Annotated in this window: 23 protein-coding genes and 1 tRNA gene; 12 read left to right on the top strand and 12 right to left on the bottom strand. The window is 70.4% G+C overall.

The window, feature by feature from the left end:
- Positions 1 to 28: 28 nt before the first annotated feature.
- The 7 genes from pknB to QP939_RS13345 all read right to left on the bottom strand — a co-directional run bounded on the left by pknB (position 29) and on the right by QP939_RS13345 (position 9,448).
- Positions 29 to 1,990, bottom strand: coding sequence for a Stk1 family PASTA domain-containing Ser/Thr kinase (gene pknB, locus QP939_RS13375; RefSeq protein WP_285457068.1), 1,962 nt, complete (start codon positions 1,988 to 1,990; stop codon positions 29 to 31).
- Positions 1,987 to 3,303 carry a serine/threonine-protein kinase gene (locus QP939_RS13370; protein WP_285457067.1) on the bottom strand — a complete coding sequence of 439 codons (1,317 nt, stop codon included), beginning with the start codon at positions 3,301 to 3,303 and terminating at the stop codon, positions 1,987 to 1,989. The genes pknB and QP939_RS13370 overlap by 4 nt, the downstream gene beginning before the upstream one ends.
- A gap of 3 nt (positions 3,304 to 3,306) precedes the next feature.
- Complete coding sequence (locus tag QP939_RS13365) at positions 3,307 to 4,773, bottom strand: peptidoglycan D,D-transpeptidase FtsI family protein (RefSeq protein ID WP_285457066.1); 1,467 nt, start codon at positions 4,771 to 4,773, stop codon at positions 3,307 to 3,309.
- Positions 4,770 to 6,257, bottom strand: coding sequence for an FtsW/RodA/SpoVE family cell cycle protein (locus QP939_RS13360; RefSeq protein ID WP_285457065.1), 1,488 nt, complete (start codon positions 6,255 to 6,257; stop codon positions 4,770 to 4,772). The genes QP939_RS13365 and QP939_RS13360 overlap by 4 nt, the downstream gene beginning before the upstream one ends.
- A complete protein-coding gene (locus QP939_RS13355; RefSeq protein WP_285457064.1) occupies positions 6,257 to 7,654 on the bottom strand; it encodes a PP2C family protein-serine/threonine phosphatase in 1,398 nt (465 codons plus the stop codon). Before QP939_RS13355 ends, QP939_RS13360 begins: the two co-directional genes overlap by 1 nt.
- Positions 7,651 to 8,112: an FHA domain-containing protein FhaB/FipA gene (locus QP939_RS13350; RefSeq protein WP_003079002.1), complete on the bottom strand. Its 462-nt coding sequence runs from the start codon at positions 8,110 to 8,112 to the stop codon at positions 7,651 to 7,653. Before QP939_RS13350 ends, QP939_RS13355 begins: the two co-directional genes overlap by 4 nt.
- Before the next feature lie 100 nt (positions 8,113 to 8,212).
- Entirely contained in the window at positions 8,213 to 9,448 is a 1,236-nt protein-coding gene (locus QP939_RS13345; protein WP_285457063.1) for an FHA domain-containing protein, read from the bottom strand.
- Between the two features lie 130 nt (positions 9,449 to 9,578).
- Here QP939_RS13345 and QP939_RS13340 point away from each other — a divergent pair.
- Positions 9,579 to 9,661: transfer RNA gene (locus tag QP939_RS13340), tRNA-Leu, on the top strand.
- A 94-nt stretch (positions 9,662 to 9,755) separates the two neighbouring features.
- Here the strand turns inward: QP939_RS13340 and QP939_RS13335 are convergent.
- The 3 genes from QP939_RS13335 to QP939_RS13325 form a co-directional block, all read right to left on the bottom strand.
- A complete protein-coding gene (locus QP939_RS13335) occupies positions 9,756 to 10,496 on the bottom strand; it encodes a S1 family peptidase (RefSeq protein WP_285457062.1) in 741 nt (246 codons plus the stop codon).
- A gap of 105 nt (positions 10,497 to 10,601) precedes the next feature.
- A complete protein-coding gene (locus tag QP939_RS13330) occupies positions 10,602 to 11,354 on the bottom strand; it encodes a S1 family peptidase (RefSeq protein ID WP_285457061.1) in 753 nt (250 codons plus the stop codon).
- Between the two features lie 57 nt (positions 11,355 to 11,411).
- Positions 11,412 to 11,786: an FKBP-type peptidyl-prolyl cis-trans isomerase gene (locus tag QP939_RS13325; RefSeq protein ID WP_285457060.1), complete on the bottom strand. Its 375-nt coding sequence runs from the start codon at positions 11,784 to 11,786 to the stop codon at positions 11,412 to 11,414.
- A 140-nt stretch (positions 11,787 to 11,926) separates the two neighbouring features.
- Here QP939_RS13325 and QP939_RS13320 point away from each other — a divergent pair, with 140 nt between their 5' ends.
- The 4 genes from QP939_RS13320 (at position 11,927) to QP939_RS13305 (ending at position 17,653) form a co-directional block, all read left to right on the top strand.
- The gene (locus QP939_RS13320; protein WP_285457059.1) at positions 11,927 to 15,145 is read left to right on the top strand and encodes a penicillin acylase family protein; all 3,219 of its coding nucleotides are present in this window, start codon (positions 11,927 to 11,929) and stop codon (positions 15,143 to 15,145) included.
- A gap of 72 nt (positions 15,146 to 15,217) precedes the next feature.
- The gene (locus QP939_RS13315) at positions 15,218 to 16,258 is read left to right on the top strand and encodes a trans-sulfuration enzyme family protein (protein WP_285457058.1); all 1,041 of its coding nucleotides are present in this window, start codon (positions 15,218 to 15,220) and stop codon (positions 16,256 to 16,258) included.
- A gap of 61 nt (positions 16,259 to 16,319) precedes the next feature.
- Entirely contained in the window at positions 16,320 to 17,069 is a 750-nt protein-coding gene (locus QP939_RS13310; RefSeq protein ID WP_285457057.1) for a hypothetical protein, read from the top strand.
- Positions 17,066 to 17,653, top strand: coding sequence for a class F sortase (locus QP939_RS13305; protein ID WP_285457056.1), 588 nt, complete (start codon positions 17,066 to 17,068; stop codon positions 17,651 to 17,653). Before QP939_RS13310 ends, QP939_RS13305 begins: the two co-directional genes overlap by 4 nt.
- Here the strand turns inward: QP939_RS13305 and QP939_RS13300 are convergent.
- Both QP939_RS13300 and QP939_RS13295 read right to left on the bottom strand, forming a co-directional pair.
- Positions 17,639 to 18,679, bottom strand: coding sequence for a patatin-like phospholipase family protein (locus QP939_RS13300; RefSeq protein ID WP_285457055.1), 1,041 nt, complete (start codon positions 18,677 to 18,679; stop codon positions 17,639 to 17,641). The two genes, QP939_RS13305 and QP939_RS13300, sit on opposite strands and share 15 nt — an antisense overlap.
- Before the next feature lie 10 nt (positions 18,680 to 18,689).
- Positions 18,690 to 19,436 (bottom strand): FadR/GntR family transcriptional regulator, encoded by a 747-nt coding sequence (locus tag QP939_RS13295; RefSeq protein ID WP_285457054.1) that lies wholly within the window; start codon positions 19,434 to 19,436, stop codon positions 18,690 to 18,692.
- Positions 19,437 to 19,503: 67 nt separating this feature from the next.
- On the opposite strand from QP939_RS13295, the gene QP939_RS13290 reads away from it, so the two are divergent.
- From QP939_RS13290 to QP939_RS13260, 7 genes are read left to right on the top strand one after another with little or no spacing between them, the layout of a single operon-like run.
- Positions 19,504 to 20,994, top strand: a complete 1,491-nt coding sequence (locus QP939_RS13290; protein ID WP_285457053.1) for an ABC transporter substrate-binding protein — start codon at positions 19,504 to 19,506, stop codon at positions 20,992 to 20,994.
- The gene (locus QP939_RS13285) at positions 20,991 to 21,935 is read left to right on the top strand and encodes an ABC transporter permease (protein ID WP_285457052.1); all 945 of its coding nucleotides are present in this window, start codon (positions 20,991 to 20,993) and stop codon (positions 21,933 to 21,935) included. The genes QP939_RS13290 and QP939_RS13285 overlap by 4 nt, the downstream gene beginning before the upstream one ends.
- Positions 21,935 to 22,741, top strand: coding sequence for an ABC transporter permease (locus tag QP939_RS13280; RefSeq protein WP_285457051.1), 807 nt, complete (start codon positions 21,935 to 21,937; stop codon positions 22,739 to 22,741). Before QP939_RS13285 ends, QP939_RS13280 begins: the two co-directional genes overlap by 1 nt.
- Positions 22,738 to 23,469, top strand: coding sequence for an ABC transporter ATP-binding protein (locus QP939_RS13275; protein ID WP_285457050.1), 732 nt, complete (start codon positions 22,738 to 22,740; stop codon positions 23,467 to 23,469). Before QP939_RS13280 ends, QP939_RS13275 begins: the two co-directional genes overlap by 4 nt.
- Positions 23,466 to 24,236, top strand: coding sequence for an ABC transporter ATP-binding protein (locus QP939_RS13270; RefSeq protein ID WP_285457049.1), 771 nt, complete (start codon positions 23,466 to 23,468; stop codon positions 24,234 to 24,236). The genes QP939_RS13275 and QP939_RS13270 overlap by 4 nt, the downstream gene beginning before the upstream one ends.
- Positions 24,229 to 25,641 (top strand): aldehyde dehydrogenase family protein, encoded by a 1,413-nt coding sequence (locus tag QP939_RS13265; protein ID WP_285457048.1) that lies wholly within the window; start codon positions 24,229 to 24,231, stop codon positions 25,639 to 25,641. The genes QP939_RS13270 and QP939_RS13265 overlap by 8 nt, the downstream gene beginning before the upstream one ends.
- Positions 25,638 to 26,390: an SDR family NAD(P)-dependent oxidoreductase gene (locus QP939_RS13260; protein ID WP_285457047.1), complete on the top strand. Its 753-nt coding sequence runs from the start codon at positions 25,638 to 25,640 to the stop codon at positions 26,388 to 26,390. Before QP939_RS13265 ends, QP939_RS13260 begins: the two co-directional genes overlap by 4 nt.
- Positions 26,391 to 26,400 lie beyond the last annotated feature (10 nt).

Here is a 26,400-nt window from a genome sequence, read left to right as displayed (position 1 = left end):
GCGGGCCTCTCTCGGTCAACTCCGGGGATCAGCCCCCGCCGGGGGTCGACGTCGTCGGGAACAGGCCGCCTTCCGACACGCCCACCGTGATCTTCTGGTCGTTGTCGATCTCGGTGCCGGGCGAGACGCTCTGCTTGGTGACCGTGCCCTCCGGCTCCCGGCTGAGCTTGTCGGACTGCTGGTTGAGGGTGCCCTTCCAGCCCATGCTCTCCATCTTCGACTGCGCCTCGTCGACCGTCATGCCGACCAGGTTCGGCATCTGGATCTTGGTGTCCTGGGGGCCCGTCGACACCGTCAGCGTGACCGTCTCACCCACCGCCAGCTGGCCGCCGTTGGGGTTCTGGGTGATTACCGTGTCCTTCGGGACCGTGTCGGACGCCTGCTCGACCTTCTTCGTCTTGAAGCCCGCCGCGCGCAGCGACGAGTCGGCCTGCGAGTACGGCTTGCCGGTGAAGTCGGTGACCGTCTTGAGTTCCTTGGACTTGGCCACCGTGATCTTCACGCTGCTGCCCTGGTCGACGTCCGTGTCGGCGGCCGGGGTCTGGTTCTGCACCAGGCCCGCCTGGTTCGGGTCGTTGACCTCGATCTCGTCGACGGTCGGGTCCAGCGTCAGCTTCGCGTCCTTCAACAGCTGCTCGGCTTGGTCGCGCGTCTTGCCCTTGAGGTCCGGCACCTTGGCCTTGCCCGGGGCGACCCCGACGTACAGCGTGATCTTCGTGTTGGTCGCGACCTGCACCCCGACCGACGGGTCGATCTTGATGACCCGGTTGATGTCGTCCTGGGTGCACGACGGGCTGCCGTCGGTCGGCTGAACGCCGCACGTCACGTTCTTCGGCTCGACCGTGCCGTTGAAGCCCTTGCTGATCAACGTCTCCCGGGCCTGCGGCACCGTCTGGTGCACCACGTCGGGGATCGCCACCAGGTTCGTGTCGTTGCTCTTGAACGCGTTGGACAGCCACATGATCAGCAGCACCGCGCCCAGCACGAACAACGCGCCCAGCACGGCGAGCAGCGTGCGACGGCGGCGCTTCGCGCGCGGGTCTTCGTCGTCCGGTGCGTCGTACTCCTCGTAGCGCTGCGGCTGGCGCCGGTCGGCGTTCATCACCTGCGTGCGCTCGTCCTCGGACATCACCATCGGCGCCGCCGGGCGCTGGCCGGACAGGGTGCGCACCAGGTCCGAGCGCATCTCGGCCGCCGACTGGTAGCGGTTCGCCGGGCCCTTGGCCAGCGCCTTCAGCACGACCGCGTCCAGCTCCGGCGCCACCGCCGGGTTCACCGACGACGGCGGGTTCGGGTCCTCCCGGACGTGCTGGTAGGCCACCGCGACCGGGGAATCACCCGTGAACGGCGGCTCGCCGGTGATCAGCTCGTACAGCACGCACCCGGCGGCGTAGACGTCCGACCGCGCGTCGACCGACTCGCCGCGGGCCTGCTCCGGCGACAGGTACTGCGCCGTGCCGATCACCGCGGCCGTCTGGGTCATCGCGGACTGGCCGTCGTGCATCGCGCGCGCGATGCCGAAGTCCATCACCTTGACCGCGCCGTTCTTCGTGATCATCACGTTGGCCGGCTTGACGTCGCGGTGCACGATGCCGTGGCGGTGCGAGAAGTCCAGCGCCGCGCAGACGTCGGCCATGACCTCCATGGCCCGCTTCTGCGACATCGGGCCTTCGGTCTTGACGATGTCGCGCAGCGTCCGGCCTTCGACGTACTCCATGACGATGTACGGCAGCGGCCCGAACTCGGTGTTGGCCTCACCCGTGTCGTAGACCGCGACGATCGCCGGGTGGTTCAGCGCGGCGGCGTTCTGCGCCTCGCGGCGGAAGCGCTCCTGGAACTGCGGGTCCCTGGCGAGGTCGGCACGGAGGATCTTGATCGCGACTTCCCGGCCGAGGCGCACGTCGTGGCCGTGATGGACCTCGGACATGCCTCCGTAGCCGAGCGTCTCGCCCAGCTCGTACCGGTTGGAGAGCAGTCTGGGTGTGCTCATCTCTGGGTGCCGTTCCATTCCGTCCAAGGTGCGGTCATGATGCCTTGCTGGCCATCGTCGGTCGTGCCGGGAGTGTCCGCCGGGTAGGCGCTCGACGCGGGCGGTTCCTCGGTGGGCGGCTGTCTGCCCGGGACCACCTGGCTCGACGTCTGGCCGGTGTGCGGTGGCGACCCGGAGCTGCCGAGCATCTTCGCCACCAGCACGATGGCCGCCACCAGGACAACGAGCAGGATCGCCGCGAGCAGCGCCCACCAGCCCCACTGGGACTTCTTCCTGGCCGCCGGCGCCATGACCGGGCGCATCGCGGGCCGGGACTGCGGGCCGATGGCGACCATCGGGTTCACCGCCGGAGAGGGCGGGCCGCCCGGCATCTGCTGCTGGGGCGGCAGCTGCTGCGGCACGGGTTGCTGGGGTGGCTGCTGCTGCGGCTGCTGTCCGGTCGCGTACGCGGCGTTGACCAGCCCGGACGGCGTCGGCAGCGGCATCCCGGCGCGGACCGCGGCGACGGCGTTCGCGAACTCGCCGCCGTTGTTGTAGCGCTGCCGCGGGTCCTTCACCAGCGTCGCCTCGATCACCGCGCGCGCGGCGGGCGGGACGTCCGGCGGCAGCGGCGGCGGGATGTCGCGGATGTGCATCATCGCGACCGTGACGGCGTTCTCCGACAGGAACGGCCGGTGCCCGGCCAGGCATTCGTAGCCGCACACGGCCAGCGAGTAGACGTCGGACGCCGGCTCGGCCGGGTGCCCGAGCGCCTGCTCCGGCGCGATGTAGTGCGCGGTGCCCATGACCATGCCGGACCGGGTGACCGGCGCCGCGTCGGCCGCCTTGGCGACGCCGAAGTCGGTGATCTTCACCTGGCCCGCCGACGTCACCAGGATGTTGCCCGGCTTGACGTCGCGGTGGACCAGACCTTGCTCGTGCGCGGCCTGCAGGGCGTTGCCCGCCTGCTCCAGCATGTCGAGCGTGAACTCCGCCGACAGCCGCCCGTGCTTGGCCAGCAGGCCGGCCAGCGGGTCGCCGTCGACGAGCTCCATCACCAGGTACGCGATCGACAGGTCGCCGTCGAAGATGGTCTCGCCGTAGTCGTGCACCGCGGCGATGCCGGGGTGGTTGAGGGACGCCGTCATCCGCGCTTCGGTGCGGAAGCGGTGGAGGAATTCGGCGTCGCCGGAGAGTTCGGCCTTGAGGATCTTGACGGCCACGGTCCGGTCCAGCCGGGTGTCGCTGGCCTGCCAGACCTCGCCCATCCCGCCGACGGCGATCCGGTTCGTCAGCTTGTACCGCTCGGCCAGCAGCTGACCCGAGGACAGCATGCGCTATCCACCCCCGAGCTTGGCGTTGATCGCCGCGCGGCCGATGTCCGCCGCGACCGTGCCGCCGGTGGCCGCGAGCCCGCGGTTGCCGCCGTCCTCGACGATCACGGCGACCGCGATCTGCGGGTCGTTCGCCGGGGCGAAGGCGGTGTACCAGGCGTGCGGGGCGGTGTTCTTGGAGTCCGTGCCGTGCTCGGCGGTGCCGGTCTTCGACGCGATCTGGATGTCGGCGCGCTTGCCGCCGCCCTTGGTGAAGCCCTCGGAAGCGATCATCATGTCCTTGAGGATCGCGGCGTTCGACGACGACAGCGCCGGGGTGCCGGTGAGTTCGGTGGGGCTGTAGTCCTCGATGGTCGACAGGTCCGGCGCCAGCACCGACTGCACCAGCTGCGGCTTCATCGCCATGCCGCCGTTGGCCACGGTGGCCGCGAGCAGGCAGTCCTGCAGAGGGGTCAGGCGGACGTCGCGCTGGCCGATGCCGCTTTGGTAGAGCGCGCCCTGCGAGTCGAGCGGGCCGACGGTCGACGCGGCGACCTTCATCGGCACGGTCAGGTCGGTCTGCCCGATGCCGAAGTTCGCCGCCGTCTTCTTCATCTTGTCCGCGCCGAGTGCGCCGGCGAACTGCGCGAAGGGCACGTTGCAGGAGTGCGCGAGCGCGTCCTTGAACGTCGTGCCCGGGCAGGCCGCGCCGGCGTAGTTCTCCAGCGTGACGCTGGTGCCGGGGAGCTTCGTGTTCGGCGCCGGGTCGACCGGGGTGTCCGGGCCCTTGCCGTCCTCGAGCACGGCGGCCGCGGTGACCAGCTTGAACGTCGAGCCCGGCGGGTAGGTCTCCGAGATCGCCCGGTTCAGCATGGGCTTCTTCGGGTCCTTGATGTTCGCGTTCCAGGCGTCGGTCTGCGCCTTCGACGTGTGCGAAGCCAGCTGGTTCGGGTCGTACGACGGGGTCGAGACCATCGCGAGGATCCGGCCGGTCTTGGGCTCCATCGCGACGACGGCGCCGGTGTAGCCCTTCTGCGTCATCAGGTCGTACGCGGCCTTCTGCACGGCCGGGTCGATGGTGAGCCGGACGTTGCCGCCGCTCGGGTCGCGGCCGGTGACCATGTCCGACAGCCGCCGCACGAACAGCCGCGGGTCGGAGCCGTTGAGGACGTCGTCCTCGGCGCGCTCGAGGCCGCCCGCGCCGTAGTTGATCGAGTAGTAGCCGGTGACCGGCGCGTACATCGCGCCGTCGGCGTAGGTCCGCGTGTACTTGTACTTGTCGTTCGACGGCACGACGTTGGCCAGCACCTCGCCGCCGGGCGCGACGATCTTGCCGCGCTGGCGGGCGAACTCGTCGTAGAGCACGCGGGCGTTGCGCGAGTCGGTGCGGTAGTCGTCGGCCTTCACCACCTGGATGTAGGTGGCGTTCGCCAGCAGCAGGACGATCATGACGAGCATCGCCATGCCGACCTTGCGGAGCGGGGTGTTCATGCCTGTGCGCCCCCGTCCGCCGGCGGGCGCTGCACGAGCACGGTGTGCGCTTCCGCGATCGGCGCCTGCGGCTGCTGCTGCGGCTTGGGCCGGGCGGCTGGCCGGCGGGCGGCGTCGGAGATCCGGAGCAGCAGCGCGACCAGGATGTAGTTCGCCAGCAGCGACGAACCACCCTTGGACAGGAACGGGGCGGTGATACCGGTCTCCGGGATGAGTTTCGTGACCCCGCCGACGACGACGAAGATCTGCATGACCATGGTGAACGCGAGCCCGCCGCCGAGCAGCTTGCCGAACGTGTCGCGCACCGCGAGGGCGCTGCGCATGCCGCGCATGGCGACCAGCAAGTACAGCATCAGGACGGCGGCCAGCCCGATGAAGCCGAGCTCCTCGCCGATGGCCGCGGTGATGAAGTCGGTGGCCGCCTCCGGCACCATGTCCGGGCGGCCCGCGCCGAGCCCGGTGCCGCCGACGCCGCCGGTGCCGAGCCCGAACAGGCCCTGCGCGAGCTGGTAGCCGCCGCCGGCCTGGTCGTAGGTGGCCAGCGGGTCCAGCCAGTTCGCGACGCGCTGCTGGACGTGGGTGAAGAGGTTGTACGCGATCACGCAGCCGACGGCGAAGAAGCTCAGCCCCAGCACGACCCAGATGGCCCGCTCGGTCGCGACGTACAGCATCACCAGGATGACGCTGAAGAACAGCAGCGACGTGCCGAGGTCCTTCTCGAACACGAGGATGCCGATGCAGACGAACGCGGCGATCAGGATCGGCCCGAGGTCGCGGGCGCGCGGCAGCTCGACGCCGACGAGCTTCTTGCCCGCCACCATGAACAGGTCCCGCTTCGACACCAGGAACGAAGCGAAGAAGATCATCAGCAGGATCTTCGCGAACTCGCCGGGCTGGATGGAGAAGAACGGGAGCTTCAGCCACACCTTGGCGCCGTTGACCTCGGACAGGCTCGACGGCAGCAGCGCGGGCAGGGCCAGCGCGACGATCCCGACCAGGCCGGCGGTGTAGCCGTAGCGGGTCAGCGTGCGGTGGTCGTTGACGACGATCAGCACGACGACGAACAGGGCCAGCGAGACGACCGTGAACAGCACCTGCTTGGTGACGTCCGGGGTGAAGTCCTTGCCGTTCTGGGCGGCCCGCTCGGCCAGCGCCAGGTCGATCCGGTGGATCATCACCAGGCCGATGCCGTTGAGCAGCGCGACGCAGGGGAGCAGCACCGGATCCGCGTACGGCGCCCACTTGCGGACGGCGAGGTGCGCGGCGGTCAGCACGCCGAGGTAGGCCAGCCCGAGCCAGAGGATCGACGCCGTGAGCTCCTGCTCCTGGTTCGCCTCGACCAGCACCAGCGCGATGGTGACGATGAACGCGGCGAAGCCCAGCAGCACCAGCTCGGTGTTGCGGCGGGTCGGGACCTCGCGCGGCGGGTTCGTCTGGAACTGGGCGGCGAGGGGTTCGGCGGAACGCGCGACGGGCTGGCCCATCAGTTACCGCCTCCCGTCGTCGGTGCCGTCGAACTCGGCGTCGAGCAGTCCCTCCCCGCTGGCTGGTTCGCCGACGACGGAGCAGTGGAACCCGCCGGCGCCGACGGGGTCGTCGTCGGCGAGACCGGGTTGGTCGGCGTCGGCGAGGTCTGGCCGCCCGCCGGCGCGCAGTTGTTCAAGCGCTTGTGCAGCTGCAGAAAGTCGTCGATGTACTTCCGGGCGTCGTCCAGGCTGTCCTTCTTGACGCCGTTCTGCACCGCGAGCCGCGCGTCCTCCTGGAGCTGGCTGACCCGCAGCTTGTCCGTGCACACCTGGTTGGGCGGGCAGGAGCCCTGCTCGTAGGTGTGCAAGTCGATGCCGAGGATGCTGCCGGGGACGCCGCGGTAGATCACGACCTCCTCGTCCGCTCCCTCGCCGACATAGTACTGACTCAGCACGAAGTACCGGGTCGCGATGGCGGCCGCGGCGAGCACCACGAGGACCACCAGCGCCCCGGCCAGCCAGCGGAACCGCTTCCGGCGCTTGGCCTTCGGGTCTTCGGTCGGCTGCGGCAGCTCGGGACGCGGTTGTGGCGGCGGCTGGGTGAGCGCCCTGGCCCGCGCCGCGGGGGAGTCGCCCTGGTGCCGTTCGTCGCTGCCGTCGCCGGCGGCGCCGCCCACGATGGGCGCGTCCTCGCCGAAGTCGACGTCGACGACGTCGGCGATGATCACCGTGACGTTGTCGGTGCCGCCGCCCTTGAGCGCCAGCTCGATCATCCGGTCCGCGCACTGCTGGGGGTCCGGGATCTGCACGGCTTCGGCGAGCGTCTCGTCGCTGACCATGCCGGACAGGCCGTCCGAGCAGATCAGGTACCGGTCGCCGGAACGCGCTTCGCGCACGGTCAGGCTCGGCTCGACCTCGTGCCCGGTGAGCGCTTTGAGCAGCAGCGACCGCTGCGGGTGGACCGCCGCCTCTTCCGGCGTGATCCGGCCCTGCTCGAGGAGTTCGTTGACGAAGCTGTCGTCGCGCGTGATCTGCGCGAACTGCCCGCCGCGCAGCAGGTACGCGCGCGAGTCGCCGACGTGCACCAGCCCGAGGCGGTTGCCGGCGAACAGGACGGCGGTGAGCGTGGTGCCCATGCCGTCGAGGTCCGGGTCCTGCGAGACGAGCTCGGCGATCGCCGCGTTGCCGTTCGCCACGGCCTCCCGCAGCTGCGCGAGCAGGTCGTCGCCCGGCTCGTCGTCGTCGAGCGGGGCGAGCGAGGCGATGACCACCTTGCTGGCCACTTCGCCCGCCGCGTGGCCACCCATACCGTCGGCGAGCGCGAGCAGGCGAGGGCCGGCGTACACGGAGTCCTGGTTGCTCGAACGCACCAGGCCCCGGTCGCTGCGGGCTGCGTAGCGGAGGACGAGAGTCATGGGCGAAGCTCGATCACCGTCTTGCCGATCCGGATGGGGACTCCGAGCGGGACCCGGAGGGGTGCAGTGACCTTAGCCCGGTCGAGGTAGGTCCCGTTCGTCGAGCCCAGATCTTCCACGTACCAGTCCTCACCGCGCTGGGCGATCCGGGCGTGCCGGGTCGACGCGTAGTCGTCGTCGAGCACCAGCGTGGAGTCGTCGGCGCGGCCGATCAGGATCGGCCGGCCGTCCAGCGCGATGCGCGTCCCCGCCAGCGCCCCGTGGGTCACGAGCAGCTGTTGCGGGGACTTGCTGTTGCGCGGCTTCTTCTCCTTCTTGCGCCCGAAGGTCGGCACCTGGACGCGCATGCCCGACGCCGCGTAGAGGTCCGAGCGGACGACTCTGAGCGCGGCGAACACGAAGAGCCAGAGCAGCACGAGGAAGCCCACCCTGGTGAGTTGTACGACCAGCTCTGGCACTTGGTGTGTCCGCTCCCGACTCGTCCGCGCAGCCGCGACGCGGGTACGCCGCGGTCCCCCCGCACGTCAATTCTGCGGGAACAGTATTCCGTGCCCGGAGTCAGCCCTGTGTACGGAACACGAGGGACGAATGCCCCACCCGGATGACGTCGCCGTCGGCGAGCTGCCAGGTCTGGACCGGGGTGCCGTTCACGGTCGTGCCGTTGGTTGACCCGATGTCGGCGAGCGTCGCGCTCTGGCCGTCCCAGGTGATCTCGAGGTGGCGGCGCGAGACGCCGGTGTCGGGCAGGCGGAAGTCGGCGTCCTGGCCGCGGCCCACGACGTTCCCGCCCTGCTTCAGCGAGTACGTGCGGTTCGAGCCGTCGTCGAGCTGAAGGCTCGCCGCGAGCTGACGCCCCGGCGCGGGCTGGCCGTAGCCGCCGGCCTGCTGCGCGTACGGGTCACCGGCCGGCTGGCCGTACGCCTGCTGCTGGCCGTACTGGTCGTAGCCGCCGCCGGCCTGCTGCTGGCCGTACTGGTCGTACCCGCCCTGCTGCGCGTAGCCGCCCTGGTCGTAGCCACCGCCCTGCGGCTGGCCGTAGCCCTGGTCGTAGCCGCCGCCCTGGGGCTGCGCGTAGCCGCCCTGGTCGTAGCCACCGCCCTGCGGTTGACCGTAGCCCTGGTCGTAGCCGCCGCCCTGGGGCTGCGCGTACCCGCCCTGGTCGTAGCCACCCTGCTGCTGCCCGTACTGGTCGTAGCCGCCACCCGGCTGCTGCTGCCCGTACTGGTCGTAACCGCCCTGCTGGCCGTAACCCTGGTCGTACCCGGGCTGCTGGCCACCCTGCTGTCCGTAGCCGTACTGGCCCTGCTGGCCGTACGGGTCACCCTGGTCGTATTGGCCGTAGCCGGGGGGCTGGCTCATTGCTGGGTCTCCTGCGTTGCTGGGTCGTGCCGACCGCGGTGAACCGGCGCCTGAGGGGCGGGCGTCGGGATCGACGGACGAACGGGTCTTGAACTGTCCAGTATGCAGCGCCTCGTTGCGCTCGAGTGATACGACGACGTCACCATAGGTGTCCAGGCCTTCGGCGGCGAGGTGTTCCGCCACCGCCTTGGCCAGCACCTGGGTGACCCGCTGCTCGTCACCGGCCATGCGCTCGTGGTCAGCCGCCCCCAAGGACACGATGTAGTGATTCGGGGCGAGCTGCCGACCGCCTGCCAGCTCACGAACGTTCTCCTCACTCTCCCGCTCGAGGGCGATCGCCACTTCCTGCGTGACGACGTTGCCACCGAACATGCGCGCGAAAGTGTTCCCCACCAGGTTCTCGAGGCGTCTGTCGAAACGCTCGGCGCGGCCCACCGGGGAAAACCTCCTCACACGTGTGCTTCCGCACCGATCCTATCCGGGTAGGCGAGCCCGGACACGGCCCCCGGTGAAACCCGCGAAAACCACCTGCTAGTCTTCTCATCGCTGCCGCAAGGAAGCACTCGGGCGAGTGGCGGAATGGCAGACGCGCACGGTTCAGGTCCGTGTGTCCGAAAGGACGTGAGGGTTCAACTCCCTCCTCGCCCACTCGAAAAGGGCCCCGGCTGGTTGCCGGGGCCCTTTTTCGTGCGCTGACCAGGTCGTGGGCTTTCTCACCCGAGGCTGTTCGCCCTGGGCGAAGTTACGCCGTGTGGGTGGCGATCCAGTCGGCGATCACGTCCGCCCGGCTCGTCGTCTCGATGCCCGCGTGGGGGCAGCCCGGCCCCGTCGCCTCCACCGCCACCAGCTCGCCGTCCGCGAAATACGGTGCTCCCGAGTCGTACGTGCACGCGCTCGTCGTGATCTCCGGGGCCGCGCCGCGGACGCCGAGGGTGGTCTGGTCCACCTTCGCGACCGTCACCGTGCCCTGCTGCATGCGGGTCGCCGGGGCCGGGTTGGTGCCCGTGAGGCTGCCCCAGCCCGCCAGGGTCAGCTGGCGGCCCACCTTCGGCACCGCGCGGCTCACCTCGAGCGGGGTCACCGTGCTCACCGGGGTGTCGAGGCGGACCAGCGCGACGTCGTTCTCCTTCGCCTGGAGGACCTCGGTCGCCTTGCGGGCCACGCCCGATTCCGTCGCCTCGTCGACCAGGCCGAGCGTCACCGTCGTCGGGTACGGCACCTTGCCGGACACGCGGGTGCGGTGCGCGTCGTGGAAGCAGTGGCCCGTCGTCAGGACCCAGCCGGGCGCGACCAGCGTGCCGGTGCAGTAACTGCCGTACGTGGAGCCGTCCGGGCGCGGGATCTTCGTCATCGCGAGCTTCGCCACGAACCCGAACTGCCCCGGTGGGACGTCGGAGCCGTGCGCGACGGCTGGTGCGGCCAGCGCGGCCGGGGCGGTGGTGATGGTCAGGACAGCGGCGGCGAGCAGGGCGCGCAGGCGCATCTTTCCCCTTCGTCGGATGGATGATCGACGTTCGAGGCTATGGCCGCGGCCGCGTGCGGGGTATTCCCTGGCCGGGCGTCACCCGGGTGACGCCCGGCCGGTGGGTCAGGAGATGTGCGCGGCGATCCAGTCCGCGACGACGTCCACGCGCGCGGTCGTCTCGGCCTGGTCGTGGGGGCAGTCCGGGCCGTCGCTCTCGACCGAGACGATGCGGCCGCCCTTGCCGGAGGGCACGAAGTACGGCGCGCCCGAGTCGTACGTGCACGCGCTCGTGGTCGACGTCGGGGCGAAGCCCTTGACCCCCACGTACTGCGGGTCGACCGTCGCGACCTTCATCTGCCCCTGCTGGAGATTCGTGCCCGGGGTCGGGTCGACCGAGGTGAGGCTGCCCCAGCCGGCGAGCGTCACCTTCTGGCCCACGACCGGGGTCCGGCGGTTCAGCGTCAGCGGCTCGATGCCGAAGACCGGCTTGTCCAGCTGCGCGATCGCGATGTCGTTGCTCGGCGACTGGTACACCGTCACGACGTTGCGGGTGACCCCCGGCTGGTCCACGGTCGTCGTGCCGAGCAGCACCGACGTCGGGTACGGCACCGGGCCGGACACCGGGTTGCGGGCGGCGTCGTGGAAGCAGTGGCCCGCCGTGATGATCCACTTCTTGGCGATCAGGGAACCCGAGCAGGCGCTGTTGTACTTCGTGCCGTCGGGGCGCGGGATGTCGGTCATGGTCAGCTTCGCGGCGAACTTGAACGTCCCTTGTGGAACGTCGGAACCGTTGGCCACGGCCGATGCCGGGGCGGCGGTGACCACGGCCGCGGCGAGCGCGAAGAAAACGGTGGAAAGCAAAGCGCGAGTGCGCATTCGGAAGTCCCCCAGTGCGGGTCGGCGGTGGCGGACTTCCCGCCACCGCCGGACAACCTAGTTCACGCCGACCAGGTCGACGACGAAGATCAGGGTTTCACCGGGCTTGATCACGCCGCCCGCGCCGCGGTCGCCGTAGGCCAGGTGCGGCGGGATGACGAGCTTGCGGCGGCCGCCGATCTTCATGCCCGCGACGCCCTGGTCCCAGCCGGAGATGACCTGGCCGGCGCCGAGGCCGAACCGCAGCGGCTCGCCGCGGTTCCAGGACGCGTCGAACTCCTCGCCGGTCGAGTGCGAGACGCCGACGTAGTGCACGGTGACGGCCTTGCCGGGCGTGGCCTCCGCGCCGTCACCGACCGTGATGTCGGTGATCTCGAGTTCGGCCGGCGGGGGTCCGTCCGGGCGGTCGATCTGGGGCTTTTCCAAGGTCATGGGGGCCACCGTACCCACGCGTGACCGGCTGCGCCGAACGGACTACGTCCAAGGAGGGAAAAACGCGAAAAGTCTTCACACTTGTCCTACTGCTCGGTAGCGTGCGCTTCGTCACTCTTCTGGACGGAGGGGAGCCCGGCATGCGACGAGGCATCCGCGCCCTGACCCTGACGGCACTGGGGGCCCTCGTGGCCGGGCTCACCCAGGTCGCCGCCACCGCGCCGGCCGCGCAGGCGGCCGTGTCGCCCGACGACTACTGCGGCGGGCAGTGCGGTGACATCCTGCCGCCCGGCGAAAACGGCAACGCCACCCTCGCCGACATCCTGGCGCACAAGGTGCTCGGGACCCGCCCGGCGCACGCGTCCGACCAGCTGGGCAAGTACGCCTCGCTGGCCGGCGGCTACAAGTCGCTGACGACGAGCACGATCAACCAGTACTTCAACGACTCCTCCTTCGGCGTCCCCGCCGACCAGGTCGCGAGCACGACGAAGCCGCGTTCCGACGTGACGATCGTGCGGGACAAGGCCCTCGGTGTCCCGCACATCACCGGCACCACCCGCGCCGGCACCGAGTTCGGCGCCGGGTACGCGGCCGCGCAGGACCGGCTGTGGCTGATGGACGTCCTGCGCCACGCCGCGCGCGGGCAGGTCACCCCGTTCGCCGGGGGCGCGGAAGCCAACCGCGAACTCGAGCAGCAGTTCTTCTCGAACGCGCCGTACACCGAAGCCGAGCTGCAGCAGCAGATCGACAAGGTCGCGAGCAGCGGCCCGCGGGGCGCGCAGGGCCTCGCCGACGCGCAGGCCTACGTCGACGGCATCAACAAGTACATCACCGACTCGCACAGCGGCCGGTACTTCCCCGGCGAGTACGTGCTGACCGGGCACATCGACTCGATCACCAACGCCGGCACGATCGACCCGTTCAAGCTGACCGACCTGGTCGCACTCGCCTCGCTGGTCGGCGCCGAGTTCGGCGCGGGCGGCGGCGGCGAGGTGCAGAACGCCATCGCGAAGCTCGCGATGCAGGAGAAGTACGGCGTCGTGCAGGGCGAGAAGGTGTGGCAGAGCCTGCGCTCGGAGGACGACCCCGAGACGACCAAGACGCTGCACGACGGCCAGACCTTCCCGTACGGCAAGACGCCGGCGAACGCGGTCGGCCGCGCCATGCCGGACAAGGGCTCGGTTTCGCCGCAGCAGCTGGTGTTCGACAAGACCGGCTCGGCTTCGACCGCAACGCCGTCCACTGTGGACGTCGCCGCGCCCGCCGAGCAGGAGCCCGCGCGAGGGATGTTCGAGAACGGCGTGCTGCCGGCGAACATGCTGAGCGAGAAGCACGGCATGTCCAACGCGCTGCTCGTCTCCGGCGCCAAGACCGCCAGCGGCCACCCGGTCGCCGTGTTCGGCCCGCAGACCGGGTACTTCGCCCCGCAGCTGCTGCTGTTGCAGGAGCTGCAGGGGCCGGGCATCAGCGCGCGCGGCGCGGCCTTCGCGGGCCTGAGCATGTACGTGCTGCTCGGCCGCGGCCAGGACTACTCGTGGAGCGCGACGACGTCGGCGCAGGACATCATCGACACCTACGCGCTGCAGCTGTGCGACCCGAGCGGTGCCGCGCCGACGAAGGACTCGAACTACTACACCTACCAGGGCCAGTGCGTCCCGATGGACACCGTGGAGGTCAAGAACGCCTGGAAGCCCACGGTCGCCGACGGCACCGCGGCGGGCTCGTACACGTTGCGCAGCTACCGGACGAAGTACGGGCCGGTGCAGAGCCGGGCTACCGTCGGCGGCAAGCCGGTGGCGTACGCGGCCCTGCGCTCGACCTACTTCCACGAGGTCGACTCGCTGATCGGCTTCCAGGAGCTGAACGACCCCGGCTTCGTCAAGTCCGCGCAGGACTTCCAGCGGGCGGCGCAGGACATCAACTACACGTTCAACTGGTTCTACGCCGACTCCAAGGACATCGCCTACTACAACTCGGGCGCGAACCCCGCCCGGCAGTCCGATGTGGACCCGAACATGCCGGTGTGGGGCGACCAGGGGCACGACTGGACCGGCTGGAACCCGGCCGGGAACCAGGCGACCTACACGCCGCCGTCGCAGCACCCGCAGTCGATCAACCAGGACTACTACGTCAGCTGGAACAACGCGCAGGCCAACGGCTACGCGGCCGCGGGCGCGGACAAGTCGGCCGTGCACCGCGTCGACCTGCTCGACTCGCGCGTGAAGAAGCTGATCTCCAGCGGTACCAAGGTCACCCGGGTCAACCTGACCCAGGCCATGGAGGAGGCCGCGCTGGCCGACCTGCGTGCCGAGCGCGTGCTGCCGCTGCTGCTGCAGGTGCTCGACAAGGCACCGACCACCGGCGCGGCCGCGGACGCCGAAGCGAAGCTCAAGACGTGGCTTTCGCACGGGCAGCAGCGCACGGAGACTTCGCCGGGCAGCAAGGCGTACGCCGATGCCGACGCGATCCGCATCTTCGACGCCTGGTGGCCGCTGCTCGTCCAGGCCGAGTTCAAGCCGGGCATGGGTGACGCCGCCTACACCGCGATGACCGGTGTGCTGGGCATCAACGAAAGCCCGTCCGGCTGGCAGAACGGCAACGGGCAGCACACCGGCCAGCCGCACAAGGGTTCGTCGTTCCAGTTCGGCTGGTGGGGCTACGTCAGCAAGGACATCCGGCAGGTGCTCGGCCAGCCGGTGGCGGGCCCGCTCGGCCAGACGTTCTGCGGCGGCGGCGACGTCACCGCGTGCCGCCAGGCGCTCGTCGACTCGCTGACCACCGCCGCGGGCCAGGCCGCGAACACCGTCTACCCCGGTGACGCGAACTGCTCCGCGGGTGACCAGTGGTGCGCCGACACGATCATCCACAACCCGCTCGGCGGCATCACGCAGGACAAGATCAGCTGGCAGAACCGCCCGACGTTCCAGCAGGTCGTCGAGTACGCCGCGCACCGCGGCGACAACATCGCCAACCTGTCGGCGGGGAAGACGGTCAGCGCCACCAGCGCCGAGACCGGCTTCTACAACTCGCCGGCGTCGAACGCGATCGACGGCAACGCCTCGACCCGCTGGGCCAGCGACTGGAGCGACGACCAGGCGATCACCGTCGACCTCGGTTCGGTGCAGCAGGTCAGCCGGGTGGTGCTGAGCTGGGAAGCCGCGTACGGGAAGAGCTACCGGATCCAGCTCTCGCCGGACGCCGTGCACTGGACGGACGCGGCGTCGGTCACCGACGGCGACGGCGGGCAGGACAACGTCGCCTTCGCCCCGACGTCGGCGAGGTTCGTGAAGCTGCAGGGCGTCCAGCGCGGCACGAAGTACGGCTACTCGCTCTACGAGTTCGAGGTGTACGCGCACTGAGCCCGGCCGGGCCGCCCGTGGACGCGCGGGCGGCCCGGCCACCCCCTTCGGGCCGCGGGTTACCGTGAGCGCATGGACGACTGGACGCCCCGCACGAAGGCCATCGCCACCGGCCGGCCGCACGGCCCCGGCGAGCCGCTGAACACGCCGCTCGTCGCCACCAGCACCTACCAGGCCGGTGGCGATTTCGTGTACGCGCGCGGAGACGGGACGCCCACCTGGCACGCGCTGGAAGAGGCCGTCGGCGCGCTGGAAGGCGGGCACGCGACGGCGTTCGCGTCCGGCGTAGCGACCCTGTCCGCCGTGCTGGACCTGCTGCCGGTCGGGTCGCGGGTCGCCGTGCCGACGTTCAGCTACGCCGTGACACGCGGGGTACTCGCCCACGCGCAGAAGCTCGGCAAGCTCGCCGTCACCGAGCTCGAGCCGACCGACACCGCGGCCTGGGTCGCCGAAGCCGCGACGTCGGATCTGGTCTGGCTGGAGTCGCCGACCAACCCGACGCTCGACGTGATGGACATCGAGACCATCGCCGCCGCCGCGCGCGGCCGGGTCGTCGTCGACAACACCTTCGCGACGCCGTTGCAGCAGCGGCCGCTCGAGCTCGGCGCCGACGTCGTCGTGCACAGCGCGACCAAGCTGATCGGCGGGCACAGCGACCTGCTGCTCGGCGTCACGATCGCCAAGGACCCGGCCGTCGCGGAGGAGCTGCGCGGCGCGCGGACCCGCGTCGGCTCGACGCCCGGCGCGCTCGAGGCGTGGCTCGCGCTGCGCGGCCTGCGGACCATGCCGGTGCGGCTGGCCGAGCAGTCCCGCACCGCCGCGCTGCTGGTCGAGCGCCTGCGCGAGCACCCCGCGGTGACCCGCGTCCGGTACCCCGGCTTCGGCATGATGGTCGCCTTCGACCTGGCCGACGCCGAGACGGCCGACCGGTTCTGCGCGTCGGTCCGGCTCATCGTGTCGGCGACCAGCCTCGGCGGTGTCGAGAGCCTGGTCGAGCGGCGGGCGTGGCTGGCGGGCGAAGAGCGCGTCCCGCCGGGCCTGGTCCGGTTCAGCGTCGGGCTCGAGGACCCCGAGGACCTGTGGCGTGACCTGGCATCCGCGCTAGGGGAGTAACGCGGACGGGTGACACCTCGATAGTCCGGCCATCGCAGGTCACCGCCGTAGGGAGTTCGTCGTGGGTAGAGCGCTGAGCCGGGTCGCCGGGGTCGTTTTCGCGGGTGCGCTGGCCACCTTCGCCGCCACACCCGCCGCGTTGGCCCAGACGGACCCGACCACGGCGCCGTCGTCGACCGAGACCAGCACGTCCGAAACCACCACGACGACCACGACCACGTCGGAAGCACCGGCTTCGGAGACCACGACTCCGTCCACTCCGGTCACGACCACCGGCACCAGCACCCCGGCCCCGGCCCCGCAGAACCGGGACCTCAAGACGACCGACAGCCCGGAATCGACCACGACGGCCGCCGACGACAGCGAACCGCCGAAGGACGACTACGTGGACGCCGTCGGGCACGGCTTCGTCGGGCTCGGCGGTGAAGGCGTCCTGGTCGTCGCGTGCGCGTCGGGCAAGGTCGGCGACGTCTACACCCAGAACCTCAGCGTGACGGCGGGCCCGGACCAGGACGAGTCCGACGGCCGGTACTGGAACTACACGGTCAGCGTCGTGACGCCGCCGACCGAGGCGACCGGCCGCTTCGCCTTCTTCTGCGACGGCGTCGAGCACATCGGGCTCATCGACTTCGAGCAGGAGCAGCCGCCGACGTCGTCGAGCAGCACGCCGACCAGCACGAGTGCCGCGTCGAGCACCGCCCCACTGACCACCGCGACGTCGGCCCCCGCCGGTAACAACGCCCCGAAGGCCCAGGTCAAGGTCGCGCCGCGGGGCGGGGTCGAGACCGGCTTCGGCGGTACCGCCGGATGACCGCCCGCCGGGTGGGCGCGGTCGTCGCCGCGCTCGCCCTCGTGCTGGCCGGCTGCGCCACCGCCGAACCGCAGGCCGCCCCGCCCGCCAAGCCCGTGCCGTCTTCGGTGCCGGTCAGCGTGCCGTTCAAGGGCCTGCGGCCGACGTCGGTGAAGATCCCGAAGATCGGCGCGGAGTCCAGCCTCCTCGCGGTCGCGGTCAAGACCGACGGCTCGATCTCCGTCCCGTCGGTGCACACGCCGATGCAGGCCGCTTGGTACAAGCTCTCGCCGGTGCCCGGTGACGTCGGCCCGGCGATCGTGCTCGGGCACGTCGACGGCGACAAGAAGCCCGGCATCTTCTACAAGCTCAAGGACCTCGTGCCCGGCGACGAAGTCGACATCGACCGCAGCGACGGCCGGAAGCTGAAGTTCGTCGTCGACCGCGTCACGCAGGTCCCGAAGGACACGTTCCCGCGCGAAGCCGTCTACGGGAACAGCGACAAGCCTGAGCTGCGGCTGATCACCTGCGGTGGCGCGTTCGACCACGCCGAGCACAGCTACCAGGACAACATCGTCGTCTACGCGAACCTAGCCGACGCCTGATCCCGGGTAAGGAAAGGATTTCGGCGCGGCGGCAGCAGGATCGACCCAGCGCCGCAGCCCGGCGTCGCAAGCCGCGTAACCCCAGTTGATCAGCTGGTCCTGCACCCGCTCCGGCAGCTTCGTCAGCCGCGTCTTCGTCTCGGCCAGCCGCCGGGTCAGCGCGGCGGGCGCGGGCAAGGCGTCCGGCAGTTCGAAGTTCTCGATGTCGCTGTAGGTCGCCCAGTACGCGCCGCCGAACTGCTTGTCCTGGTACGCCTTCAGCAGCGAACCGGTGCGCAGCTCGCGGACCTGGTTGTCCATCACGGTCAGCACGCGGAACATCTGCATCGGCCAGTTGTGCCGCGGGTTCGTCTCGTGTCGCATCTTCTTGCCCGCGTCGCTGACCAGCACGACCGCGCGCTGGTTCTCGATCGGGTCGAGGCCGAGGTTGTCGTACACGCCCGCGTCGCTGAGCACGATCTTGCGCGTCGGTTCGTGCGGGTCCGGGATGACGACCGGCGAGAGCATCGGCGGGAACGCCGAAGACGCGGCCACCGCCGTCGCGAGCGGCACCCGCCCGTGCGGGCCGGGCTGCCGGAAGAACCACCACAGCGAGCCGTCCTGCAGGCTGGTCGCGGTGAACACGAAGTTCGGCCCGGCCGGGTCGAGGTCGGCGAGGCAGCAGTCGCCGAAGAGGTGCTTCGCGTAGCGGCGCGCGAGCTCTTCGCCCGCGCTGCGGCCGGGGATGACCATCGCCTTGAGCGTCACCGGGACGTCGAGGTGCGTGCGGGCCAGTTTCCGCAGCGGCTGCACGATTTCCTTGCCGAAGTTCTCCGCGACGCCGTCGTCGCCGAAGTACAGCTTGTGCCACGCGTGCGCGAGCACTCCCGCGGCGATCGAACCGCCGGAAACGCTGGAGACGGTGGTGAGTTTCGGCAGCCAGCCCAATTCGTTGAGCCGCCAGAGCGCGCCGGCGTGGAAGAGCATCGCGCGGTAGCCGCCGCCCGAGAGCGCGAGCCCGACGCCGTCCCGTTCCGCCGCTTCCACCCGGCCGAGTTTACGGCCGCAGCAACGGGGTGAGGAGCGCTCGTCGCTCGGCGGGGACGTATTCGGCGTAGTTGTCGTACAGCGCCTGTTTGGCCAGCTGGGCCGCGCCGGTGCCGTCGGCCGCGCGGATCGCGTCGAGCACTTCGGCGTGGTGCGCGAGCCACGCGCGCATCAACGAAGTCCGGTTGCTCGCGTGCTCGAGCTTGTCCTCGATCAGTTCCAGCACCACCCCGCGCACGACTTCTTCGCTGACCACCAGCAGCGGATTGCGCGAGATGCGCGCGATCACTTCGTGGAAAGCGACGTCCGCGCGGCTGAACTCGGCGTAACCGTGCGAAACGCCTTCGCGCATCGACTCCAATGCCGCGTCGAGGCCGGTCAGATCGTCGTCGGTGCGCAGCTGCGCGGCCAGCAGGTGCGCCGAGCCGTCGAGGATCATCCGGAACTGCAGGAGCTCGGCGAGCCCGACGTGGTTCGCCCGGGCGAGCCGGTGCATGGACCGGTGCAACGCGGCGGGCGACGCGGCCAGTACCTCGGGCCCGCGCGGGTCGCCGGGGCGCGACCGGATCATTTCGGCGGCCTGCAGCACGCGCAGGGCTTCCCGGATGGTCGAGCGGCCGACGCCGAACTGCGTCATCAGCTCGCGCTCGCTGGGCAGGCGTTCGCCCGGCTTGAGCTCGCCGCTGATCACGGCGTGCTCGATCTGCTCGACGACCCGCTCGTACGCGCGGACCGGAGCCACCGGTTCGAACCGCATCCCTTGACCTTCTCGTCCCCGCAATGTCAGGCTACTGGTCAGACCAGTGTACTTACCTGGAGGCTGGATGAAAGCCCGGATTCCCGCGTTGGCGGCGGCGCTGCTGCTCGCGATCACGGGGTGTTCGGCCGGCTCGTCGGCCAGCGTTTCCGCTGGTCCGGACACGCTTTCCGTCGGCTTCACGGCGGAGCCCGCGAACTTCGACTTCACCAAGACCGACGGCGCCGCGATCCCGCAGGCGCTGCTCTACAACGTCTACGAAGGCCTGGTGCGGCTCGACGCGCAGGGCCGGGTCGTGCCGCTGCTCGCGCAGTCGTGGACGATCAGCCCGGACCGCAAGACCTACGACTTCAAGCTCCGCGACGGCGTGAAGTTCAGCAACGGCGCGCCCTTCACCGCCGAGGACGTCAAGTTCTCGCTGATGCGCGTCAAAACCGACTGGACGATCTCGATCAAGTCCACGATGGACGTCGTCGACCACGTCGACGTCGTGGCGCCGGACCACGCTCGGGTCGTGCTGTCGAAGCCGTCGAACGGCTGGCTGTTCAGCCTGACCAGCCGTCTCGGCGCGATGTTCAGCCCGACCGGCGTCGCCGATCTGGCGAACAAGCCGATCGGCACCGGGCCGTACGTCGTGGCGGCGCGCAAACGCGGCGACTCCGTGGTGCTCAAGGCGAATCCCGCGTACTGGGGCCGGAAACCGGCGTACACGACGGTCGTCCTCAAGTACATCAAGGACCCGACCGCGTTGAACAACGCGTTGTCCAGCAACGGGATCGACGTCATCTCGGCGATCACCGCGCCGGACTCGATCCCGCAGTTCCAGGCCGACGACCGGTTCCAAGTCATCCAAGGCACGTCGAACAGCGAGGTCACCCTCGCCATGAACAACGCGCGGCCGCCGTTCAACGACGTGCGCGTGCGGCAGGCGATGATGTACGCGATCGACCGGAAGGCGTTGCTGGACACGGCGTGGGCGGGGCGCGGCACGCTGATCGGCAGCATGGTTCCGCCGACCGATCCCTGGTACGAGGACCTTTCGAACGTCTACCCGTTCGACCCGGCCAAGGCGAAGGCGTTGCTGACGGAGGCGGGGGCGACGAACCTGAACCTGCGGATGCGGATCCCGAACCTGCCGTACGCGGTGTCGGCCGCGCAGGTCGTGCAGTCGCAACTGGCCGACATCGGCGTGCGGACCACGATCGAGCCCCTCGACTTCCCGGCGGTGTGGCTGAAGCAGGTGTTCACCGACCACGACTACGACCTGTCGATCATCCAGCACGTCGAAGCCCGCGACATCACGACGTTCGGGAAACCCAAGTACTACTGGGGTTACGACAGCAAGCGCGTCCAGCAGCTGCTCGCCGAGGCCGACAGCGGGACGCCGGAGCAGCAGGTCGCCGACATGAAGCAGGTGGCGCGGCAGCTCAACACCGACGCCGCCGCGGACTGGCTCTTCCTGTTCCCCAACGTGATCGTCGCGAAGGCGAAAGTCGGCGGGTTCGTGCAGAACCAGGTCAGCGAGTCCTTCGACCTCACCGGGCTGGCGCCACGATGACCGCCAAGGTGCTGCGCCGGGTGGCGATCTTCGTGGTCAGCGTGCTGGTCGCGTCGATCGTGGTGTTCCTGTTCATGGCCGTGCTGCCGGGCGATCCGGCGCAGGTCGCGCTCGGCGTCAACGCGACGCCGGAGCTGCTCGCGAAGACGCGCGCGGAGTTCGGCATCGACCGTCCGCTCGTCACGCAGTACTTCGACTGGATCGGCGGCGTGCTGCACGGCGACTTCGGCCGCTCGTACGTCACGCGCGAAGCGATCGGCCCGCAGCTGCTCGACCGCCTCGGCGTCACGCTCTGGCTGGTCGGGGCGGGAATGCTGGTGGCGCTGGTGATCGCGATCCCCGCCGGCACGTTCGCCGCGGTGAAGCACCGGAAGGCGTCCGGCGCGGGCGTTTCCGGGCTGTCGCAGATCGGTGTCGCGATCCCCGCGTTCCTCGCTGGGATCATCCTGGTGCAGATCTTCGCGGTGCAGCTGCGCTGGCTGCCGTCGGGCGGGTGGACGCCACCCGACCAGGACTTCGGCGAGTTCTTCCGCGGGCTCGTCCTGCCCGCGCTGTCGCTCGGCCTGGTGCAGGGCGCGGTGCTCACGCGATATGTGCGTTCGGCGGTGCTGGACACGCTCGGCCAGGACTACCTGCGCACCGCGCGGTCGAAAGGCTTGCGTCCTGGGCAGGCGTTGGTGCGCCACGGCTTGCGCAACGCGTCGGTCCCGGTGGTCACCGTGCTCGGGCTGCAGCTGGCGACGCTGCTGATCGGCGCGGTCGTCGTCGAGCGCGTGTTCGTGCTGCCGGGGCTGGGCTCGATGCTGCTCGACGCCGTCGGGTCCCGCGATCTGCTGACCGTGCAGGGCATCGTGCTCGTGCTGGTGGTCGGCGTGCTGCTGGTCAACTTCGTCGTCGACGTCCTCTACACCGTGCTCGACCCGCGATTGCGAGGTTCGTGATGCGCAATCTCGTCCTGGGCGGGGTGCTCGTCGGCCTGGTCGTGGTGGCCGCGCTGCTGTCGTTCCTGTGGACGCCGTTCGACCCGGTGAAGGTCGACGCGACGCACCGGCTGCTCGGCTTCGGCGCGTCCCACTGGTTCGGCACCGACAAGTTCGGCCGGGACGTGCTCAGCCAGATCATGGTCGGCGCGCGGACCACGCTGTACGTCGGTGTCGTCGCGGTCGGGATCGCCGCGGTGATCGGCACGCCGCTCGGCATCCTCGCCGGGATGTCGCCGCGCTGGCTCGGCGAGTTCGTCATGCGGGTCAACGACCTCGTGCTCGCGTTCCCCGCGCTGCTGCTGGCGATCATGTTCGGCGCGGTGTTCGGCGCCGACACGCTCACCGCGATGGTCGCGATCGGCATCGCCACCATCCCGTCGTTCGCGCGGATCGCCCGCTCCGGGACGCTGCAGGTGATGAGCACGGAGTTCGTGCTCGCCGCGCGCGCCGGCGGCCGGTCGCGGCTGACCATCGCCGTGCGGCACGTGCTGCCGAACATCTCCGGCCTGCTGATCGTGCAGGCGTCGGTGTCGTTCGCGATCGCCGTGCTGGCCGAAGCGGCGTTGTCGTTCCTCGGCTTCGGCACGCGGCCGCCGACGCCGTCGTGGGGCCGGATGCTGCAGGAGTCCCAGGAGCTGCTGACCGTGCACCCGCGGCTGGCGTTGGTGCCGGGCATCGCGATCGCCGTGGCCGTGCTGGGGTTCAACCTTCTCGGCGACGGCCTGCGCGACCGCCTCGACCCACGATTGGCGGCCCGCGTATGACGCTCTCGGTGCGTGGCCTCAGCGTTTCGTCCCTGGTCCGCGACGTCTCCTTCGACATCGGGCCCGGCGAGCGCGTCGGCCTGATCGGCGAGTCCGGGTCCGGCAAGTCGCTGACGGCACTGTCGATCATGGGCCTGCTGCCGGAAGAACTCCGCGCGTCCGGTTCGATCCGGCTGGGTGACCGCGAACTGCTCGGAATGTCCGAAAAGTACCTCTCCCAGCTGCGCGGCGACGAGCTGGCGATGGTGTTCCAGGAGCCGATGACGGCGTTGAACCCGGCCATGCGCGTCGGCCGCCAGGTCACCGAGCCCGGCCGGATCCACGGCCGCCGCCACCGCGCCGAGGACCTGCTCGCTTCCGTCGGGCTGGCGGGCACGGCCCGCGCGTACCCGCACCAGCTGTCGGGCGGACAACGCCAGCGCGTGGTCCTCGCGATGGCCTTGGCGAACGAGCCATCGCTGCTGATCTGCGACGAGCCGACCACGGCCCTCGACGTCACGGTCCAAGCCCAGATCCTCTCGCTCATCAAGACGGCACTTTCACGTGAAAGTGCCCTCCTGTTCATCACGCACGACCTCGCGGTGGTCGCTTCGGTGTGCGAGCGCGTGCTGGTGATGCTCGACGGCGAGATCGTCGAAGCGGGCCCGACGCGTGAAGTGCTGACGTCGCCTTCGCACGACTACACGCGGAAGCTCCTGGCCGCCTCGGACCTGGAGGCCCGGCGATGATCATCGAAGTCCGAGAACTCGAACGCCGCTACGCCCGCCGGGACGTCCACGCCCTGCGCGGCGTCAGCTTCGACGTCGAAGCGGGGCAGCGGTTCGGCATCGTCGGCGAGTCCGGCTCGGGCAAGTCGACGCTGGTCCGGCTGCTGGCCGCGCTCGACAAGCCGACCGCGGGCACCGTGTCGTTCCAGGGTCGACGTATCGACAACCTGCCCGAACGCAAGCTGGGGTTCCTGCGCTCGGAGCTGCAGATCGTCTTCCAGGACCCGATGGGCTCGCTCGACCCGCGGATGCGCGTGCTCGACATCGTGTCCGAGCCGCTCGGCCGCCGCGAGCCGGACCGCGTCGCCGAGCTGCTCGCCGCCGTCGGCCTGCCGTCCGACGCCGCGCAGCGCTACCCGCACCAGTTCTCCGGCGGCCAGCGCCAGCGGATCTCGATCGCCCGCGCGCTCGCGCCGAACCCGAGCGTCCTCATCGCCGACGAGCCGGTCAGCGCCCTCGACGTCTCCGTCCGAGGGCAGATCCTCGACCTGCTCGCGTCCTTGGTGGACCAGTTCGCGCTGACCCTGATCTTCGTGTCGCACGACCTCGGCGTCGTCCGGCACGTCTGCGACCGCGTCGCGGTGATGCGCCGCGGCGAGATCGTCGAGCTCGGCGACGTCGATCAGGTCTACGACGCGCCGCGGCACGAGTACACCCGGGAACTGCTGGCCGCCGCACCCAACCTGCGCGCGGAGCTGGCCCGGTTGAGCGGAGGTGACGATGGCTGAGTACCCGGACGGCCTGCCGGTCGGCGCGGGCTGGGTGTCCACTGTGGATGTCGCGGAAATCGTTTTCCCCTACGACGGGAGTGTCATCGGCACCGCGCCGATCGGGACTCCCGAGCTGGCTACGCGCGCTGTGGACGAAGCTGTCGCCGTCGCGCGCGAAGTGGCTTCGCTGCCTTCGCGGACTCGTCGTGCCTTGTTGAAAGACGTCGCCGCCGCTCTGTCGGCTCGGCGCTCCGAATTCGAAGACCTGCTCGTGCTGGAGACCGGCAAGCCGCTCGTCGACTGTCGCGTCGAGGTCGCGCGCACGATCGTCACGTGGGAAGCTGCCGCCGAAGAGGTGTCGCGGCTGCACGGCGAGACCGTGCCGCTGGACTTGCTCCCCTCGGGTGACGGCCTGGTCGGGTTCTGGAAGCGGAAGCCGATCGGCGTCGTCGTCGGCATCGCGGGCTTCAACTACCCGCTGCTGCTGGCGTCGCACAAGATCGCGCCCGCCATCGCCGCGGGCTGCCCGGTGATCGTGAAGCCCGCGCCGCAGACGCCGTTGGCCACGCTCTGGCTGGTCCACCTCGTCCGGTCGCTCGCGCCGGTTCCCGCCATGGTCCAGCTGGTCACCGGCGACGCCGCGGTCGGCGCGGCCCTGACGACCGACCGCCGGATCGGCGCGGTGTCCTTCACCGGCTCGGCCGCGGTCGGCCACCGCATCGCGCGGGACGCGGCCCCGACGAAGACGTTGCTGGAGCTGGGTTCGAACGCGGCGCTCGTCGTCGCCGACGACGCTGATCTCGAAGCGGCCGTGGACGCCGTGCTGCGCGGCGGCTTCTACGCGTCCGGGCAGGCGTGCATCTCGGTGCAGCGGGTGCTGGTCGTCGCATCGGTGGCCGAGGAGTTCACCGAACGGCTGCTGGCCCGGCTCGACGAGGTCGTCGTCGGCGATCCGCGTGACGAGAAGACACGGGTGTCCGCGCTGATCGACCCCGCCTCCACCGAGCGCGTCGCCGCGTGGATCGAGAAGTCCGGCGCTCGCCGGGTCGGCGGCGGTGTCGAGGGCACCGTGCTGCGGCCGACGGTCCTCCTCGACGTCCCGGACGGCGTCGAGGCCTGGGACGAGGAGATCTTCGGTCCGGTCGTCTGCGTGCGCACAGTGTCCGATGTGGACGAAGCGTTCGCCGCGGTCAACGCGTCCCGCTACGGGCTCCACGCCAGCGTCTACAGCCGGTCGCTGAACACGGCGTTCCGCGCGCTCGACGAACTCGAAGTCGGCGGCGTCGTCGTCAACGAGGTGCCCGGCTTCCGCTCGGACACCATGCCCTACGGCGGCGTGAAGGACTCCGGCATCGGCCGCGAAGGACCGCGGTTCGCCGTCGAAGAGCTGACCGTGACGAGGATGGCGGTGCTGCGCCCGTGACCTACGAGAACCTGTTCCGCCTGGACGGCCGCCGCGCCGTGGTGCTCGGCGCGGGCGGCATCGGCCGCGAAGCCGCGCGAGCCTTGGCCGCGCACGGCGCCGACGTGGTCTGCGCGGACCGCGACCTCGAAGCCGCGCGCGAGGCGGGCGTGGGGGAGCCGTACGAGATCGACCTGCTGGAACCCGACGCCGTCGAGCGCGCCGCGGTGGAGCTGGGCGACGTCGACGTCGTCGTGCTCACTGCCGCGATGAACGTGCGCAAGCGGCTGGTCGACTACACCCGCGAGGAGTTCGACCGCGTCGTCACGCTCAACCTGGGCGCGACCTTCGAAGTCGTGCGGGCGTTCGGTGGCCGGATGGCCGCGCGCGGGCGCGGCAGCATCATCGGGTTCTCGTCGATCCGCGGCACGACCGTCGAGCCGGGCCAAGGGCCGTACGCGGCCACGAAAGCCGGGCTCGTCCAGCTGTTCCGCACGGCCGCGGCGGAGTTCGGCCCGGCCGGGGTACGGGTCAACGCGATCGCGCCCGGCGTCGTCGAAACGCCGTTGACCGCGCAGATCAAGGCCAACCCGGAGTGGTACGACGCGTACGCGATGAAGAGCGCGTTGGGGCGGTGGGCGCGTCCGGACGAGCTGGCCGGAGCCGTCGTGTACCTCGCTTCGGACGCTTCGACGTTCGTGACCGGCTCCGTGCTGGCGGTGGACGGCGGCTGGACCGCCGTCGACGGCCGCTTTCTTCCGCCCGCTTAGTGAGGAGGGG

This window comes from Amycolatopsis nalaikhensis (assembly GCF_030264295.1).
GTDB lineage: Bacteria > Actinomycetota > Actinomycetes > Mycobacteriales > Pseudonocardiaceae > Amycolatopsis > Amycolatopsis nalaikhensis.
This window is presented reverse-complemented; position numbering and strand designations above follow the sequence as displayed.